Origin of the sequence: Francisella orientalis FNO12, from assembly GCF_001042525.2 — a bacterium.
Classification (GTDB): domain Bacteria; phylum Pseudomonadota; class Gammaproteobacteria; order Francisellales; family Francisellaceae; genus Francisella; species Francisella orientalis.
In genome coordinates, this window is sequence record NZ_CP011921.2 from 1,820,251 (window position 1) to 1,837,504 (window position 17,254).

Here is a 17,254-nt window from a genome sequence, read left to right on the forward strand (position 1 = left end):
TGCTGTTTCTTAGGGGGAAATAATGGATATAAATAAATTTACAATAAAACTACAGGAAGCATTAGCAGAAGCTCAATCTTATGCTTTTCAGCAAAAAGCTACTGAGTTTACATCCGCACACACGCTAAAAGCTCTTTTGGAGCAAAATGATAGTGTTGTAATAGCAATATTAAGTGTTTGTGGCATCAATACACAAAACTTTATAAAAGCTGTAAATGATATGGTTGATAGTGTTGCGGTACTATCTGGAGAAGGTAATCCTCAAGTAGCGCCATCTAGAGATTTGATACCTACATTGCATAAGATACAAGAGCTTACTAATAAAAATGGCGATGAGTTTGTTTCAAGTGAAGTTTTCTTATTAGCTACTTTAGAAGACAAAAGTTTAATAGGACTGTATAACAAGTTTGGTATAACAAAAGAAAAACTTACAAAAGCAGTCAATGATTATCGTGGAGGGGAAAAAGTGAGTAGTCAAAATCAAGAAAATATGAAAGGTGCATTAGACAAATACACAGTAGATCTAACAGATCTAGCAAGAAAAGGAAAGATTGATCCTATTATTGGTAGAGATAGTGAAATTCGTAGAACTATACAAGTACTACAAAGAAGAACTAAGAACAATCCTGTGCTTATAGGTGAGCCTGGTGTTGGTAAAACTGCTATTGTAGAAGGCTTAGCTCAACGAATAGTTAATGATGAAGTACCAGAAGGTGTCAAAGGCAAAAAAGTATTATCTTTAGATATGGGTGCATTATTAGCTGGTGCTAAATTTAGAGGAGATTTTGAAGAACGTCTAAAATCTGTTTTAAAAGAACTCTCAAAACAGGAAGGAAATATAATTCTATTTATAGATGAGTTACATACTATGGTTGGAGCAGGTAAAGCAGAAGGATCTATGGATGCTGGCAATATGCTTAAACCAGCTTTGGCTCGTGGTGAACTAAAATGTGTAGGTGCAACGACTCTAGATGAATATCGTGAGTATGTTGAAAAAGATCCTGCACTTGAAAGAAGATTCCAAAAGGTGCTAGTTGATGAACCAACTGTTGAAGATACTATTGCTATCCTTAGAGGTCTAAAAGAAAGATATGAACTACATCATGGTGTGAATATTACAGACTCTGCTATTGTGAGCGCTGCTACTTTATCACATAGATATATTACAGATAGACAACTACCTGACAAAGCTATTGATTTAGTAGATGAAGCAGCTAGTCAAATTCGTATGGAAATAGACTCTAAACCTGAAAAAATGGAGAGCTTGTACCGTAGAATTATCCAACTAAAAATGCAACGTGAGCAGCTAAAAAAAGAAAAAGATGAGGCTACTAAGAAGCGTTTAGAGATATTAGAAACTGAAATCAAAGGCTTAGAATCTGAATATCAAGGTTTTGAGGAGCTTTGGAAAGCAGAGAAGCTTAAGATGCAAGGTACAAGCAAGCTAAAAGAAGAGCTTGAGAAAGCTAAGTTTGAGCTGGAGAAATACCAAAGAGCTGGTGATTTGAGCAAAATGGCTGAGCTACAATACGGTAAAATACCAGAACTTGAAGCTCAAATTAAACAAATTGAAAATACTGAGGCAGAACCTTCTGAGAATAAACTTGTAAGAACATCTGTTACAGAAAATGAAATTGCTGATGTAGTTTCTAAAGCTACTGGAATACCTGTATCTAAGATGATGGAAGGAGAGAAAGATAAACTTCTAAATATGGAAAGCTTCCTACATAAAAGAGTAATTGGTCAAGATCAAGCAATAAAAGCTGTATCTAATGCTGTGAGAAGATCTCGCTCTGGATTATCAGATCCAAATAGACCTATAGGTTCATTTATGTTCTTAGGTCCAACAGGTGTAGGTAAAACTGAGCTTACAAAAGCATTAGCAGAATTCTTATTTGATGATGAAGATGCAATGCTTAGAGTAGATATGTCTGAGTTTATGGAGAAACATTCTGTAGCTAAACTAATCGGAGCTCCTCCAGGATATGTTGGTTATGAGCAAGGTGGTTATTTAACTGAGCATGTTAGAAGAAAACCTTATTCTGTAATCCTACTTGATGAAGTTGAAAAAGCTCACGCAGATGTATTTAACATCTTGCTGCAAGTATTAGATGATGGGCGACTAACTGATGGTCAAGGTAGAACAGTTGACTTTAAAAATACTGTAATAGTTATGACTTCTAACCTTGGTTCGCATAGAATCCAAGAAATGCAAGGTCAAGACTATAACACAGTCAAAGATGCTGTAATGGAAATGGTACTTAGCCACTTCAGACCTGAGTTTGTAAATAGGGTTGATGATGCTATTGTATTTGAACCTCTAAACAAAGAGATGATAACTGAAATAGCTAAGATACAAATTAAACGCTTAGAAAAACGTCTAAAAGATCTAAATATAGGTTTAGAAGTAACAGCTAAAGCTATGGATAAATTAGCTGATGCTGGTTTTGATCCTGTATTTGGTGCTAGACCACTTAAAAGAGCTATCCAAAGCAACTTAGAAAATCCTCTAGCACTTAAACTGCTTGATGGTGAATTTAAGGCAGAAGATAAGATAGTTGTTGATGTAGATAGTGACCACAATATAGTTTTTTCTAAGTAAATAAATTCTTTTGTATATTTCTTTAAATTTTCTTCTTAGTTGGTAAAAAATAACAAGTACTTGTTATTTTCTGATAATTTACTATTTCCTAATAGCTTATATACTATAATCTTGCTATGTATGTGATATCCCGGGATGGTGCTCTTCTTCAGCTGCTTGGGCTTATGCACCAGGCACAGATACTGCTTGGCAACAGGCTTGGACAGAAGGATGTGAAAACCCAGGACCATCTCCAGAACCTACAACAGAAAAAACAATCTCTGTAAAACTATCTGGAGATAGTTTACCTGCTGATGAAAAAATTGAATTCTCAGCGAATGGTAAATCTTATACTGTCACAAATAATCAGGTAACATTACCGTACTCAGATAATCAAACTATCCATTACGCTATTAGTACAACTAATGGTTCTATTTCTCCAAACTCTTTTGCTATGACAAAAGATTCTAGCTCTATAAATTTAACATATACAAAGCAACTAGCTCCAGTACCTGGCAAGTGTGACACATCCCTACAGATGTTAAAGACTTTATCCCTAATGGTCAAGGTGGCTTCTGGGGTGGTTATAGTAAAAGTGCTTTTTTAAATTTGATGGTTCTATATATCAACTTCTAAATGATTACTAGACTAGTGCTTCTCCTGCTGATAGTTCAGCTTGAGTACTATGTGAAGCTGTAGTACAAGCTCAAGTAAATATCAAAACTACAGGATTACCTGAAATTGTAGATAAAGTTGATGTTAAAATTGGTTCTCAAACATACACTATAAACCCTAATAACCCAACACCTATAACAGTGGCTAAAGGTTCTTATGATGTTTCAGTTAGTAGTGTTTTAAGCTCTGATGGTTCAAAGAACTATGTTGCTAAAACTATTACACCCAACCCCGTAGTAGTTAATGAAGAAACTACAGAGATAAACCTAAATATACGCTTCCAAGCAGAAGATGTTAAACCTGCTAATATTAGTTTCAATGTTAAATTCCCTGAAGATGCTTCTCCTAGCAAAACTGTAACAGCAGAAAGAATATCTTCTAATGGTGACAAGTACGGTGATTCTATAAATTTGGATAGTGGTTCAAATACAACAACTATTCCTTCAAAAGGTGAATTTACTATAAAACCTGAAAGCTATGAAATAGCTGGTGCTTGGCCTGAAAAAGTCATTGGCGGATACACAGCTTCTTGGGGTGCAGACTGGAATCATAAAATAACTTCGATAGATAATATGGGAGAAAATGGTTATAACATTGCTCTATTAGCCTTTGGTAAAGTCATAAATACAAGTGTTGGTATGTTCGACGATGCTACAATATGCGCAAGTGGATATACTTGGGATTATGACTATACCAAAAAAGATGCTCCTTTAGTTATTATGTCATTTGGTGGTATCACTCATGAGAATACATGGGCACCAGATCTTTCATCAGATCAATCTATAAATACAATAGCTGCAAAGACGGTAGCTTTTGCTGCTGAAAATCATATAAATGGTGTTGATTTTGATTTAGAAGGTGCTAGTACAGGAATATCAGATGCAGATGTTGTTTTGGTTGATGGTGTGCAAACATATCCTAAAATAACTAAATTAATTACAGCAATTAGAGAAGCTACAAATAAACAAGCTGATAAGTTCCCTAGAGGATTTTTTATAACAGCTGCTCCTCAAACAGATGGTAATGATCTATACTGGGATGTAAGTGGTAATAAAAAGTTTGATAGTATGCTTAAGGCAGATGCCTGCGGTGGTCATGAGTGTTTTGATTCAATATTTGTTCAAAACTATAACTCAGCAAAAATGAATCCAAATACAGCTCATGATATAGTAACTAGATTGCTTACTGCAGGCAAAAATCCTAAGACAAAATTTGTAATGAGTTATGATCTTGCTAGTGGTGAATGGGCTAATAACTATCCTGTAATTGGATGGGGATCTGAAACAAATGGTTCAGATGCTCCGATAGTATCTGCTACAAAATTTGCTAAAGAACATCAAAACATTGGTGCTTTTGTATAGCAAGCAGAACAAGATAAGTTTGGTGGCGCAAGTAATAGAGGTGATATGAATACAGGTAAAGATTCTTACAGTTTTGCTCATGCAATGAAAGAAGTTTACAATATAAAGTAATCACTAAACTATCATAAAACCTTAATTTAACCTTCTTCTTTCTGATAAAATATCTTCTAAGAATAATTCTCACAATATATTTATCAATATGGATCTTTCTAACATCAAAATCATGCTACTTGGCTCAGGTGAGCTTGGCAAAGAATTTATCATGGCAGCTCAAAGACTAGGTATACACACTATAGCTGTAGATCGTTATGAAAATGCTCCAGCAATGCAAGTAGCTCATGAGAGCTATGTTATAGATATGCTAAATGCTGATACTCTTCAAGAACTAATATTGGCAAAAAAACCAACTTATATAGTTCCTGAAATTGAAGCTATAAATACTGATAGCTTAGTAAAGTTAGAGGCTCATAACTTCAATATTGTCCCATGTGCCAAAGCTACAAAGCTCACTATGGATCGCCAAGGTATAAGATCTCTAGCAGCTAATGAACTTAGTCTAGCAACATCTAAATTTGCTTTTGCTAATAGTCAAAAAGAGTATCTTGATGCTGTTGAGATTATTGGACTACCATTTGTAATTAAGCCAGTAATGAGCTCATCAGGCAAAGGACAATCTATAGTCAAAGAACATGGCGTAATTCAAAAAGCTTGGGATTATGCTCAAAGTGGCTCTAGAGGTCATACTAAAGGTGTAATTGTAGAGCAATTTATAGATTTTGATTATGAAATTACTCTTCTAACTGTTAGACATAAAGATGGTACTTCATTTTGTGATCCTGTCGGACATATACAAAAAGATGGTGACTATAGGTTCTCTTGGCAACCTCATGCAATGTCGGATATAGCTTTAGCGAAATCTCAAAAGATCGCTAAAGAGATCACAGATGCTCTAGGAGGATATGGTGTTTTTGGTGTTGAATTATTTATAAAGGGTGATGAAGTATTTTTTAATGAAGTCTCTCCTCGCCCTCACGATACAGGCATGGTAACACTTATATCACAAAACATTAATGAGTTTGAATTACATCTGCGTGCAATATTAGGGTTACCGATACCGAAAATACAAACTCTTCAACCATCAGCATCTGCCGCTATATTACTTGAAGGAGAGTCTACAGATCCAAGCATATTAGGCATTGATGAAGCTCTAACTGATTCAAGTATAGATATTAGAATTTTTGGTAAAAAAGAAATTCATGGTAAACGCCGTATGGGAGTAATTTTAACTAAGGGTCAATCAACACAACAAGCTTTAGATGCTTCTAAAAAAGCCCTAAGCAAAATCTATCTAGCATAAAAATCAAAGCTTCCTAACTAGATTGATACCATCTCCTATAGGGATAATACAACTCTCCACCCTATTATCATTATGAATTAATTTATTTAACTCTCTTATAACCAAGGTGTTTTGCTCATTGTTATACTCATCTGCAACTCTACCTGACCAAAGCACATTATCTATTGCGATAACGCCACCTGAATTTATCAGATTTAAAGCTTTTTCATAGTAGTTAATATAACTTGGTTTATCAGCATCTATATATACAAAGTCAAACTTCTTAGCTTGCTTCTCAAACCTTTCTAAAGTTTTTAAAGCAGGAGCAATATTAAGATTAATTTTATGCTCAACGTTTGCTTCTTGCCAAAAGTGTTTGTATGGCTTGATATATTCATAACTAATATCACAGGCCTCTAGTTTACCTTCAGCGGGTAATACTTGAACCATAATCAATGTTGAAAAACCTCTAAAACACCGATTCCTAAGACATTTTTTGCATTAATCATTTTGATAAAGAGACTAATAAGCTATAACTGATTAGGTGAACTAAGCATATGACTTAACTCATCATTTGCTGCTTTATCAAAGAGCTCCTGTGCAGTTTTATCTAGTTTTACTGAATTATCATTTATATATTGATTAAGGATAGAGTTACTAAACAACGATGCTATAGACATAAAAGATATAAGCTAATTTAGCGATACGATAGTAATAAGTTTAGAGAATCACAAATAAAAAGACAAAAATTGTGTAGTAAAATGGCTACTTAATTTTAGTAATAGAAAATGTCCAAAACCAGAAAATAAGAGCATAAACACCCCACCATTCGACAATATTATGATTAACTGTTGTCTGATCCATAAATACTGACCATATCGAAAAAGCTGCTGTTATGAAAATGGCAAATCTACGCAAAATAAGTGGTACTTTGTTAAGTCGATCTGAATACTTATATTCGATAATTGTATACCAAACCTGACAAATACTCATTAGCACAAAGAACACAGCAACACCCTTTAGGTGAACTTTCATAAGAGTCTGCTGACCATCAATTACTGAAGTCCCAACTATTAAGCCAATACAACCAACAGATGCTAAGAAAAGCATAACTTTACCTTGCTTAATTATTGATTTTTTATTATCACTTATTTGAACAAGCAACTGCGTGATAAAAAAGAAAATCACTGCCATAAGTGTAGCAGCAGGTATTAGTATAGCTTTGAGCATATACTTCTCATACGATGTAAATCCAGCATGCGTAATATCAGAACAACCAGAAATAAATGGATTACATAAGGTATTGTTTCCATCTGTAATAGATACCAGATATGTTACAAAAAACAAAACAGCTACAGATATTGTCGTCGCAGCGATTAATTTTCTTGGGTCAAGTTCAGCTTTCATTTTTAACCAAGACATTATTATAAATACTATGCTAATAGTATCACTTGTTAATAGATATTTCTAATTTTAGCTCTTTTATTTTCTGTAATAGATGTATGAAAAATGTAGGCTTTGTGCCATATAATCGACAAAATAGATTAATATTTACCTTTTTCATATCTATGCTATAATTTGTGGGTTTCTTTTAAAAAAGTAAAATAACGAAAGGATTTAGTAAAATGCCATTTGTAGTTACTGAAAATTGTATCAAATGTAAATATGGTGACTGTGTAGAAGTATGTCCTGTTGACTGTTTCTATGAAGGTCCTAACATGTTAGTAATAAACCCAGATGAATGTATCGACTGCGCTCTTTGTGAGCCCGAGTGTCCTGTTGATGCTATCAAATCTAGCGAAGATCTTACAGAGAGCCAAGAGCAAATGCTTGATCTTAACAGAGAGTTGGCTAGTATTTGGCCAAATATCGTCGAAAAATGCGATCCTTGTGAAGATGCTGATAACTGGGCATCTGTTCCAGATAAGTTAAAATATTTAGAAAAATAATCTTTTATATTTATCTAAGAATCTTATTTTATTTTCTTCATAAGCTTATTTTTGTCGGCAGCTATTTGTAAAAAGTGTATAATGACGCTAATAATTTTAAGCTTTTGTACAAACTGATAGTTAAATAAAACTACTAAAAATTTATGGAGAGTCTTTAAATGAAATCTTTTTTTAAAAAGATTTGGAATATTCTAATGTGGGCTAGGATGACTGCTTTCCAACTCTACTCATTTGCTGTTATTGGTGGTTGTAGTATCCTTATAAATATATTCGCTTTTTTTAATCTTCCTATTGCTTGGAGAATGGCTGTCTGTAAAGTTTGGACTTATCTTTATTGGATAGGGATGCTTGTTTTCTTACAAGTGTATATTTGTGTAAGTGGTCGTATTAACATCGACAAAGATTATCCTTGTATATATGTATCTAAACACCAATCAATGCTAGAGACTTTTATGTTTTATGGTTTAATTGGTAAATGTCATTTTATTATGAAAAAAGAACTTTTTGATGCTCCAATCTTCGGTACAGCAATGAAGAATTTAGGCAGTATAGCTATAGATAGAGATAAGCCAAGAGAGTCATTTAAAAAAGTTGTTACAGATGGTAAACAAAGTCTAGTAGATGGAATCAATGTTGTAATTTTCCCAGAAGGTACGCGAGTTAATATTGGTGAATATCCAGAGTTCCGACGCTCTGCAATGAAACTAGCAGCTGATGCGAATACTTATATTATTCCTGTTGCTCATAGCTTTGGTAGATTTTTCCCTAAAAAGTGGGGACAAGTTATTAAACCTGGTATTGCTAGAATGGATTTTGGTAAACGCATAGATCCTAGGGATTTTGACTCGAAGACTCTAACTACTTACTGTCATAAGGTAATAACGGAAAAAACAAAAGAGTTTAAAGGTTAAATAAGAGGTCAATCAGATGAAAAAATTTCTTCATCTACTATTACTAGCAAGAATGCAAGTCTTCAAAGTCTATGGATATATAGTTCTACTGTTTTCTTGTTTGCTGATGAATACTGTTGGAGTATTAGGAGCATCATTAAAAGTTAGGCTATTTGTCTGTTGGATATGGTCTTGTTTGTATCGTCTAGGAACTTTGGTTATATTGCAAATATATGTAAAAGTTGAGGGTAAAGAAAATATCCCTGACTATCCTTGCATTTATGTTTCTAAGCACCAATCAATGTTGGAGACTTTTGTATTTTATGGTCTTGTGCATGATTGCTGTTTTGTAATGAAACAAGAATTACTAAAAAAGCCAATATTCGGTAAAACAAATATATTTGCTGAGGCTATTGGTGTAGATAGATCAAAAGGTCTTTCTGCAATCAAAAAAGTTTTAGAAGATGGCAAAGATAGAATAGAAAACAAAAACTTAAGTATTATAATATTCCCAGAAGGTACAAGAGTTCCTGTCGGTGAATATCCTAAGCTTCATCGTTCTGCAATGAAATTAGCCAAAGTATCAAATGTTCCAATAATACCTGTTGCTCATAACTTTGGAGTATATTTTGGTCGCAAAAAAGGTGACTTTGTGAAGCCTGGTATCGCTAGAATGTCTTTTGGAAAACCTATTGATCCAAAAGATTACTCTGTCGCTGAGTTAACTGATCTTTGTTATGACATCATCAACGATAAAACTAAGTCTTATGGTGGCTAATCAAATATCTATTTGATACAAAATTCTGCAATAATCGGATTATGATCTGATATTTTTTTGCAATCTAAAGCAGATGCTTTTTCAAGATTTAGACCTCTATATAATACAAAATCTAAATGATTGCTCTGAAAGGATTTGACTAATTGAGGCTCATCTATAAAAGCTACTTTAAAACTAAATTCTCTACAGAAATCTTTGATTAATTTAACTCGTCTTCTATTCCAAGTGTTAAAATCACCTGCAATTATAATAGGATGTTTATACTTCTCTGGAGAGATATATTCTTTTATTTTCTCAAATTCATATTCATAAACTTTATTGCTTTTGAAATTGATTGCATGGATATTCACGACAACAACTTTTGTGCCCTCTATATTTAAATGTGTAATCAAAGAAGCTTTGTGGGTGTTTATTACAGACTCTCGATGAGTTGTAAGTATTTTGACATTTTTTATCACTGGGAAATGACTAACTGTAGCTACCCCATAGTTATGTGAGCGCAACACAATGTTAGAAGCAAAGTTTATATCAAATTTGTCTATAGGAAATTTAGTATCATGCTGGTGTACTGCTTCTTGTAGACAAAAGATATCAATATTGTGATTAAAATATGTATACCTGATATAGGCTTTGAATGTTTCTGTATCTTTATAGTCAATTTTGTATGAGTTCCAACTCATTAAGCAGAATTCTGTAGATTGATTTTGTTGTGAGTCTCTTTCAAACATTTAATCAACTAGAGTTGAAGTTGAATCATCATAATTTCATTATATATTAAAAATACTTATACAGTTAGATCAGTGAGGGTTTCTAGCTATAAACCTTAGAACTATATAACCACAAATTCCTGAGAGTAAAGAACCTACTATCACACCTACTTTGATTGCATTAAGGGTATAGTTATCATCAAAAGCAAGGGTTCCAATAAATAAACTCATGGTAAAACCTATACCACATAAAAGGCTTATACCATATATCTGAGAACTCGAAAAAGATTCTCCTAGCTTAAATAATTTTAGCTTCTTTGAAATCGCTAATATTGAAAAAATACATAACTGCTTACCAACAAATAGTCCCAATATAATACCTAATGTAATTGGCTCAAATATTATAGAAATACTCATCCCTGAAAAATTGATACCAGCATTGGCAAATGCAAATACAGGTAATATAAAATAGATAACCCAAGGATGAAGAGACTCTTCCATAAAATTAGCTGGAGAATCTTTGTCATTCTCTCTAAATGGAATACACAGAGCTGTTGTGAAACCAGCCAAAGTTGCATGAACTCCAGACTTAATCGTACAAAACCAAGCAAAAAAACCAAGAACTACATATACAGAACTTCTATTAACTTTAAATACCCTATTACAAATAATCATTGCCAATATAAAAAGAGTCCCTAAAGATAGAGAAAGTAATGATAGCGACTTGGTATAAAATATCGCAATAATTACTATTGCAGCTATATCATCAAAAATAGCGATTGTAACAACCAGTAGCTTTAGCTTTGCTGGGATTCTTGAACTAAGTAGAGCTAATATACCTAAGGTAAATGCTATATCTGTTGTAGAAGGTATTGCCCAACCTGTGATATTAGCATCATAGTTAATTGATAAATATATCAAACTTGGAACTGCTAATCCTGCAAGAGCTGCTATAGCCGGTATTATAATATTAGAAGGCTTTGATAATGCTCCTGAAATTATCTCTCTTTTGATTTCTAAACCGATATATAAAAAGTACATAGCCATCAAACCATCATTAATCCAATGCATCAAATTTTTGTCAATAACAAGGTTTTCAATTCCTAGTTTGACATTGATTGTCTCGAGCATTCCATAGTAGATAGATAATGGTGAATTATTTATAAATATTGCAACAAAAGCTGCAGCAAAGAGAGTTAATCCTCCGACTATCTCTTGATTATTTTGGTTTGCACTCATAGTTATAGTATCTAAAAGATTTCAATAGTATTAATTATCTAATAGCTTGAGGTATAATTCTACTCATGCAAAAACTAATTTTTGTACTCTATGATAAATAATCTTCCCAAAGCTTAGTACGCTATAGCTCATATCAAAGAAATCAAATCTAAACCTATCAAACTAGAATGACTCGATAAAAATCTTGTTTTATGGAAAGATGATGAGAAAATAATAGCTATGGAAAATCGCTGCTCTCATCGTAGTGCAGAATTAAGTTTAGGCAAAGTATGTGATAGCACTATAACTTGTCCTTTTCATGGTTTTAGATTTGACGCACAAGGCAACTGTATATACACACCAGAAACTCAAGGTACTCTATCCCAAAACTACAAGTAAAAAGCTATCCAACAAAAATTGTCGCTGACATGATTTGGATAAATGTTTTTGATGAAGAACTAGATAATTGCTACACTTTTGAATTTGCACAAAACCTATATAATGATTTTGCTGGTAAGTACTCTCTTTTGACGGACACATGGAACAACAATATCCGCCACTGTATCGAGAACCAACTTGATTATACTCACTTAGCTACTGTGCATAAGAGATCTATCGGCAGAGGATACAAAATCCCCCAAGATATAAAGCTAAATATAAGTGATGAATATATAGAAGCACTAAAAAATCAACGCTTAATGCTAAAGTACATCTTTCCTAACTTTTGGTTACTTAATAATGCTGATAAACTTAAAATTTGTGTTTATTTTGTACCTATTAATGAGCATCAAATTAAGCTATATTTAGTAAACTACCGTAAGTTTTTGACTGGTAAAATCATCAAACCTATCGCAGATATAGTATTTAGTATCACCAATAAATATCATTCTCAATGAAGATAAAAGAGTTATTAAAACCCAGAAATACGATGAAAAATACGCTACTGCAGATTTTCTATTACGTCATGATCAAATTATCAAAGAATTTAGAAAAATTTGGCATACTCCAGATTAAAATATTTCTCAAAAGTTTGTAAATACTATACAATCAAAAAATACTCTATTAACTTATCTATGATTATGAAATACAGTTTACCTGTTAGGGTTCTACATCGCTTATTAGCTTTTTTGATAATAGCTCAACTTATTTTGGGTTTCGGTTATGCTTATGGTTTATTTGATTCAAAATGGATTATGACCTTGCATAAGTCTTTTGGTTTAGTCACTTTCTTTGTGATACCTCTTTTGGTTGTTGCTAAATTTTTTAGTATCAAACCGCCATATAACCCACTACTACCATTATTACAGTTAATCATAGCTAAAATTGTACATCTTGGTTTATATATTTCAGCATTTGGCATGGTTTTTTCGGGAGTGGTTGGCTCGATGCTAATGGGTTATCCATGGAAGATATTCTTTGTGATACCTTTTCCAGAAATCGTGACTCCAAACTTTGAGTTAGGTAGCAAAATTTTTAGTTATCATTATATCTTTGCATCAGTTTTATTAGTGCTAGTAGTACTACATATAGTTGCCGCTCTACACCATCAATTAATAGTAAAAGATAATATCTTAGCTAGAATGAAATAGTAACTAACAATACCAATCATATTCAAATTTGTTTAACAATACTTTAAAATCTCAACTGATAATACAAATCAAAGGAATAAAAGTGAAAAAACTAACAATTGCTATCTCATCTATACTTTTATCAACAGCTGTATTTGCTGCTGATGCACCAACTACTACGGCAAATAGTGCAAAAGCTGAGTCAAATGGCGTAGATATGGGCAAAGTCAGCTACCTGATAGGTAGAGGCGTAGGTGAGCAACTAAGCAAAGGAAAAATAACTATTGACCAAGCAAACTTCGACAAAGGTCTGCAAAGTGCTCTTGCTGGTCAAAAGTCTGAAATAACTGAAGCTAAGGCTCAGCAAATCACGCAAGCATTCCAAAAGGAAATGATGGAAAAAATGCAAAAAGCTCAGATTGAGGCAGCTAAAAACAATCTTAAACTAGCTAATGACTTCCAACAAGCTATTGCTAAAGTTGACGGTATCAAAGAGGTCGGTGGTAGCAAGGGTGTATATATCCAAGTTCTAAAACAAGGAGACGGTGCTCAACCTACTAAAAGTGATTCAGTAACTGTTAACTACAGAGGAACTACTCCTACTCAAGCTTATGCAGATGATAAAGAAGCTGCTATAAAAACTATCCAAGAAGGTAATCTAATTGGTGACCAGTTCGACAGCTCATACGATAGAGGCACACCTGCTACTTTCCCACTATCAGGCGTAGTTAAGTGTTGGCAAGATGCTATTCCTCAAATGAAAGTTGGCGAAAAAGCTATAGTATACTGTGCTCCAGACACAGCTTATGGCACTAGTGGTAATGCTGCTATTGGACCAAATCAGCTACTTTCTTTCCAAGTTAAAATTTTAAAAGTTAACTCTTAAACAGAAATATATCTTAACTATTTTTCTACCTACTTTTCTTCAAGTCTTTGATTTAGCTACATAGAGCATTTTAGAAAGATCTATATTTTATAAAGAAGTTACTATCAACCTAAATGAAATCAGATTAGAAACGTTATATACTAAGCAACTAAATAATTATTTCTTAATACCGAAAAACAATATAGTTACAAAAAAATAAACGTAAAGCACTATTACTCTCAAGTTTAGGCGGTATGCTTGAGTTTTATGATTTTATTATCTACGCTCTACTTGCTAACTATATTTCTACGCTTTTCTTTCCTATTCAGTCAGCAATTACATTTTTATTAATCGCATTTAGTGCTTATGCTGTTGGCTATCTTGCTAGACCTTTCGGGGTATTATCTTTGGTCATTTTGGTGATAAATATGGCAGAAAAAAGACTTTTACAATCTCTATTTTGATTATGGCTTTATCAATATTTTTGATTGGTATATTGCCTACTTATAGTAGTATTGGGATTATGGCACCTATATTGTTAGTACTTTGCAGAATAGCTCAAGGAATATCTGTTGGTGGTGAGATACCTGGTGCTATTACTTATGTTGGTGAGGCTGTTCCTGAGAAGCGTGGCTTTATGACTGCGGTGATTTTTGGATTCTTGATTCTTGATACTTGGTGTTGCTATAGGATTTATAGTTGAAAGTTTGCTATTAGAGCTCTTCGCAAGTCAAGATATGCTAGCATACGGTTGGCGTATACCTTTTATATTAGGTGGTCTGTTGGGGCTTGCTGCATACTATCTTAGACGTCAGCTTATTGATATCAAAGAGTTTGACCCTTTTGTGAATGAAGAGTTTTCTCTACCGATTACAAAGATGCTTCTAACTCATCGCTGGAACTTGATCTATTCAACAATCATTGTGTCATTTGGAGGTCTTTGTTTTGTGACATTATTTTTATTACTACCGGCATATTTTAGTGCCATTCTAAATCTTCACTTAGATAACTTTACATGGATTAACAGTCTTGGTGTGATTATTATTTCTATCCTTTGAGGCGCTGTTAGTCTATTTACTGATAAAGTTAGTAGAAATTTGATTTTGTTTGTTAGTATATTAGCTACCTGTGCTTTTAGTTTTGTAATTTATACTACTTATACGTCACATCAAAATTTCTATTTTATCGCAATAATCCTTAGTGCTATTTTGGTAGCTCTTTGCTGGGGCAATATACCTGCGATGTTGATTGATTTGTTTAAGCAAGATGTTTGCTATACAGGCATAGGTTTTGCATATAATCTAGGATTTGCTGTCTTTGGTGGTCTGACACCGATGATTGTAATTAGTACTATCAAATTCTCAAATAATAATCTAGCTTCGGCATATATACTAACAGCTGGTGCCATAATTACCCTGATAGCGATGATTATAAACTCTTTGATCGAGAGAAGAGCTACTGCGAAAGCTTAACTCAAGACATCTAAACTATACCAAAATAGTATAATTTATAATTCAACAAAAATTAATCATCCTTAAGTCAGCAGATACTTACAGCTTATATTTTGGTATAATATAACCATGGTCATGTAGTTTTGGATTTGTCCTAGTACACGAGTTTTCATTATGTCAAAGTGTCATAAATATCGCTAAGAAAGCCGCTGAGAATAACTCTAAAAAAAGTATCTAAAGTAGTTGTCAAAATCGGTAATTTAGCTGGTGTGGATGTTGAATCTTTTGAGTTTTAGTTCCCAGTAGCCGCAAAAGATAGTGTCTTAGAACAAGCAAAGCTAGAAATAATACATGAATAAGCTATAGCAAAATGCAAAGCTTGTGAGCATGAATTTGAATTAACCAGACTATATGAGCAATGCCCACATTGTGGCAATTTTGAGAAAGATATTCTCAAAGGTAAAGATATGCTAGTAGAATCTATAGTTTTTAATTAAGGAGTAAATTATGTGTACAACTTGCGGATGTGGAACGGATAGTAATCATCACCACCATCATCATGGTCACGAAGGAGATGCTGTAAAACTAGAAAAAGCAATCTTAGAATCCATAAGTAAATATATTGCATTAAACTTTATTGATGGGAATCCAAATATCATAAACAATAATAAATCTTATAACGAAATATATAAATTACAAAAAGATTTTATAAATGAACATAAAAAATTAGAGGAAACCATATATAAGATTATAAATACTCAGAAATAACTTAGAATATAAGATATGAATACCTAAGTTTAAAAAGGAAATAGGAAAAATCAATGAAAATACTAGAACAAGGACAATTAGCTCCAAACTTTAAATTAGAAAATCAAAATAATGAAGAAGTGTCATTAAGTGATTTTAAAGGTAAAAAGAATGTCTTAATTTACTTCTACCCAAAAGCGATGACTCCAGGTTGTACTACTCAATCTATAGGTCTAAGTAGCATTAGTGACAAATTAGCTAAGCTTGATACTGTGGTTCTTGGTATTAGTCCAGATGCACCAAAACGCCTCAAAAAATTTGAAGAAAGAGACAATCTAACAGTACAACTTCTAAGTGATGAAGATCACAAAGTTGCTGAGCAATTTGGTGTCTGGGGTGAGAAAAAGTTTATGGATAAGGTATATGATGGTATTCATAGAATTAGTTTCTTTATCGACAAAGATGGCAAGATCAATCATGTCTTCGATAAGTTTAAAACGAAAGATCATCATGAGATTGTCTTAGAGTATATTGAGAATTATAAAAACTCATAATTTTACTTCCCCTTTGGTACGAAAGGGTGGCTGTCGCAGACTGACGGGGTAGTTTTAAAACGCATAACTAACAATTTTTATGTAGTGACAGATCAATGATCTGTCAGTTATTTACCATAAATGTGATAAGACAGCACGCTGTGCTGTCACTACAAGAGGAAAAAATGCAACAGGTCATAACAAAAATTCTCGTCAATGGCATAGTTCAAGGGGTTGGATTCCGCCCTTTTATCTATTGCCTTGCCAAAGATATGGATTTGTATGGCTCGGTGCAAAACACTCCTAATGGTGTTGAAATAATACTACAATGTGATAGATCTGTTGCAGATAGTTTTGTAACTAATATGCAGGCAAAACTACCGCCACTAGCTAGTATAGAAACTATCCAAAAGACTATTTACCAAACTGAAACTAAATTTACCGATTTTAAAATTCTAGAAACTCTACAAGGCAGCTCTGCTACCAAAATTCCAGCCAATACAGCTATTTGTAATTTGTGCTTAGATGGTATTTTTAACCCACAAAATCGCTACTATCTATATCCATATACTAGCTGTACTCATTGAGGGCCTCG

16 protein-coding genes and 3 pseudogenes are annotated in these 17,254 nt (G+C 33.3%); 14 read left to right on the top strand and 5 right to left on the bottom strand.

The features are described from left to right. Positions 1–22: 22 nt before the first annotated feature. The 3 genes and pseudogenes from clpB to purT all read left to right on the top strand — a co-directional run bounded on the left by clpB (position 23) and on the right by purT (position 5,974). Positions 23–2,602, top strand: a complete 2,580-nt coding sequence (gene clpB / locus FNO12_RS09270; RefSeq protein WP_014715663.1) for an ATP-dependent chaperone ClpB — start codon at positions 23–25, stop codon at positions 2,600–2,602. Between the two features lie 109 nt (positions 2,603–2,711). Next, positions 2,712–4,728 (top strand): annotated as a pseudogene (locus tag FNO12_RS11855) (glycosyl hydrolase family 18 protein); the annotation flags it as partial. Between the two features lie 88 nt (positions 4,729–4,816). Then, complete coding sequence (gene purT / locus FNO12_RS09280; protein WP_014715664.1) at positions 4,817–5,974, top strand: formate-dependent phosphoribosylglycinamide formyltransferase; 1,158 nt, start codon at positions 4,817–4,819, stop codon at positions 5,972–5,974. Positions 5,975–5,977: 3 nt separating this feature from the next. Here the strand turns inward: purT and FNO12_RS11345 are convergent, their stop codons facing one another. The 3 genes from FNO12_RS11345 to FNO12_RS09290 form a co-directional block, all read right to left on the bottom strand. Beyond that, a complete protein-coding gene (locus FNO12_RS11345) occupies positions 5,978–6,403 on the bottom strand; it encodes an O-methyltransferase (RefSeq protein WP_231138687.1) in 426 nt (141 codons plus the stop codon). A gap of 80 nt (positions 6,404–6,483) precedes the next feature. After that, a complete protein-coding gene (locus FNO12_RS11350; protein ID WP_014715665.1) occupies positions 6,484–6,633 on the bottom strand; it encodes a hypothetical protein in 150 nt (49 codons plus the stop codon). Between the two features lie 85 nt (positions 6,634–6,718). Then, complete coding sequence (locus FNO12_RS09290; RefSeq protein ID WP_014715666.1) at positions 6,719–7,360, bottom strand: Frag1/DRAM/Sfk1 family protein; 642 nt, start codon at positions 7,358–7,360, stop codon at positions 6,719–6,721. A 218-nt stretch (positions 7,361–7,578) separates the two neighbouring features. On the opposite strand from FNO12_RS09290, the gene fdxA reads away from it, so the two are divergent. The 3 genes from fdxA to FNO12_RS09305 all read left to right on the top strand — a co-directional run bounded on the left by fdxA (position 7,579) and on the right by FNO12_RS09305 (position 9,570). Next, positions 7,579–7,902 carry a ferredoxin FdxA gene (gene fdxA, locus FNO12_RS09295; RefSeq protein ID WP_014715667.1) on the top strand — a complete coding sequence of 108 codons (324 nt, stop codon included), beginning with the start codon at positions 7,579–7,581 and terminating at the stop codon, positions 7,900–7,902. Positions 7,903–8,060: 158 nt separating this feature from the next. Continuing rightward, entirely contained in the window at positions 8,061–8,813 is a 753-nt protein-coding gene (locus FNO12_RS09300) for a lysophospholipid acyltransferase family protein (RefSeq protein WP_014715668.1), read from the top strand. A 16-nt stretch (positions 8,814–8,829) separates the two neighbouring features. Then, positions 8,830–9,570 (top strand): lysophospholipid acyltransferase family protein, encoded by a 741-nt coding sequence (locus FNO12_RS09305; RefSeq protein WP_014715669.1) that lies wholly within the window; start codon positions 8,830–8,832, stop codon positions 9,568–9,570. Between the two features lie 8 nt (positions 9,571–9,578). On the opposite strand, the gene FNO12_RS09310 is transcribed toward FNO12_RS09305, so the two are convergent. Continuing rightward, positions 9,579–10,298, bottom strand: coding sequence for an endonuclease/exonuclease/phosphatase family protein (locus FNO12_RS09310; RefSeq protein WP_014715670.1), 720 nt, complete (start codon positions 10,296–10,298; stop codon positions 9,579–9,581). A gap of 69 nt (positions 10,299–10,367) precedes the next feature. After that, complete coding sequence (nhaA, locus tag FNO12_RS09315) at positions 10,368–11,516, bottom strand: Na+/H+ antiporter NhaA (RefSeq protein ID WP_014715671.1); 1,149 nt, start codon at positions 11,514–11,516, stop codon at positions 10,368–10,370. A 123-nt stretch (positions 11,517–11,639) separates the two neighbouring features. On the opposite strand from nhaA, the pseudogene FNO12_RS09320 reads away from it, so the two are divergent. The 8 genes and pseudogenes from FNO12_RS09320 to FNO12_RS11385 all read left to right on the top strand — a co-directional run bounded on the left by FNO12_RS09320 (position 11,640) and on the right by FNO12_RS11385 (position 17,246). Then, positions 11,640–12,509: pseudogene (locus FNO12_RS09320) on the top strand (Rieske 2Fe-2S domain-containing protein). A gap of 59 nt (positions 12,510–12,568) precedes the next feature. Further along, the gene (locus FNO12_RS09325; protein ID WP_014715674.1) at positions 12,569–13,084 is read left to right on the top strand and encodes a cytochrome b; all 516 of its coding nucleotides are present in this window, start codon (positions 12,569–12,571) and stop codon (positions 13,082–13,084) included. 82 nt (positions 13,085–13,166) lie between these two features. Then, positions 13,167–13,949: an FKBP-type peptidyl-prolyl cis-trans isomerase gene (locus tag FNO12_RS09330; RefSeq protein WP_014715675.1), complete on the top strand. Its 783-nt coding sequence runs from the start codon at positions 13,167–13,169 to the stop codon at positions 13,947–13,949. Positions 13,950–14,182: 233 nt separating this feature from the next. Beyond that, a pseudogene (locus FNO12_RS11660) lies at positions 14,183–15,400 on the top strand (MFS transporter). A gap of 341 nt (positions 15,401–15,741) precedes the next feature. Beyond that, positions 15,742–15,876, top strand: a complete 135-nt coding sequence (locus FNO12_RS11375) for a hydrogenase/urease maturation nickel metallochaperone HypA (protein ID WP_231138689.1) — start codon at positions 15,742–15,744, stop codon at positions 15,874–15,876. Positions 15,877–15,886: 10 nt separating this feature from the next. Next, a complete protein-coding gene (locus FNO12_RS11380; RefSeq protein ID WP_014715677.1) occupies positions 15,887–16,147 on the top strand; it encodes a hypothetical protein in 261 nt (86 codons plus the stop codon). Positions 16,148–16,200: 53 nt separating this feature from the next. Beyond that, positions 16,201–16,680: a thioredoxin-dependent thiol peroxidase gene (bcp, locus tag FNO12_RS09350; protein WP_014715678.1), complete on the top strand. Its 480-nt coding sequence runs from the start codon at positions 16,201–16,203 to the stop codon at positions 16,678–16,680. Between the two features lie 164 nt (positions 16,681–16,844). Beyond that, on the top strand, positions 16,845–17,246 hold the full coding sequence (locus FNO12_RS11385; protein WP_231138644.1) for an acylphosphatase: 402 nt from the start codon (positions 16,845–16,847) through the stop codon (positions 17,244–17,246). The last annotated feature ends 8 nt before the right edge of the window (positions 17,247–17,254 follow it).

Coding starts and splice junctions, on each gene's coding strand:
- clpB (WP_014715663.1), top strand. CDS start 23: ATGGATATAAATAAATTTACAATAAAACTACAGGAAGCATTAGCAGAA.
- purT (WP_014715664.1), top strand. CDS start 4,817: ATGGATCTTTCTAACATCAAAATCATGCTACTTGGCTCAGGTGAGCTT.
- FNO12_RS11345 (WP_231138687.1), bottom strand. CDS start 6,403: ATGGTTCAAGTATTACCCGCTGAAGGTAAACTAGAGGCCTGTGATATT.
- FNO12_RS11350 (WP_014715665.1), bottom strand. CDS start 6,633: ATGTCTATAGCATCGTTGTTTAGTAACTCTATCCTTAATCAATATATA.
- FNO12_RS09290 (WP_014715666.1), bottom strand. CDS start 7,360: ATGAAAGCTGAACTTGACCCAAGAAAATTAATCGCTGCGACGACAATA.
- fdxA (WP_014715667.1), top strand. CDS start 7,579: ATGCCATTTGTAGTTACTGAAAATTGTATCAAATGTAAATATGGTGAC.
- FNO12_RS09300 (WP_014715668.1), top strand. CDS start 8,061: ATGAAATCTTTTTTTAAAAAGATTTGGAATATTCTAATGTGGGCTAGG.
- FNO12_RS09305 (WP_014715669.1), top strand. CDS start 8,830: ATGAAAAAATTTCTTCATCTACTATTACTAGCAAGAATGCAAGTCTTC.
- FNO12_RS09310 (WP_014715670.1), bottom strand. CDS start 10,298: ATGTTTGAAAGAGACTCACAACAAAATCAATCTACAGAATTCTGCTTA.
- nhaA (WP_014715671.1), bottom strand. CDS start 11,516: ATGAGTGCAAACCAAAATAATCAAGAGATAGTCGGAGGATTAACTCTC.
- FNO12_RS09325 (WP_014715674.1), top strand. CDS start 12,569: ATGATTATGAAATACAGTTTACCTGTTAGGGTTCTACATCGCTTATTA.
- FNO12_RS11380 (WP_014715677.1), top strand. CDS start 15,887: ATGTGTACAACTTGCGGATGTGGAACGGATAGTAATCATCACCACCAT.
- bcp (WP_014715678.1), top strand. CDS start 16,201: ATGAAAATACTAGAACAAGGACAATTAGCTCCAAACTTTAAATTAGAA.
- FNO12_RS11385 (WP_231138644.1), top strand. CDS start 16,845: ATGCAACAGGTCATAACAAAAATTCTCGTCAATGGCATAGTTCAAGGG.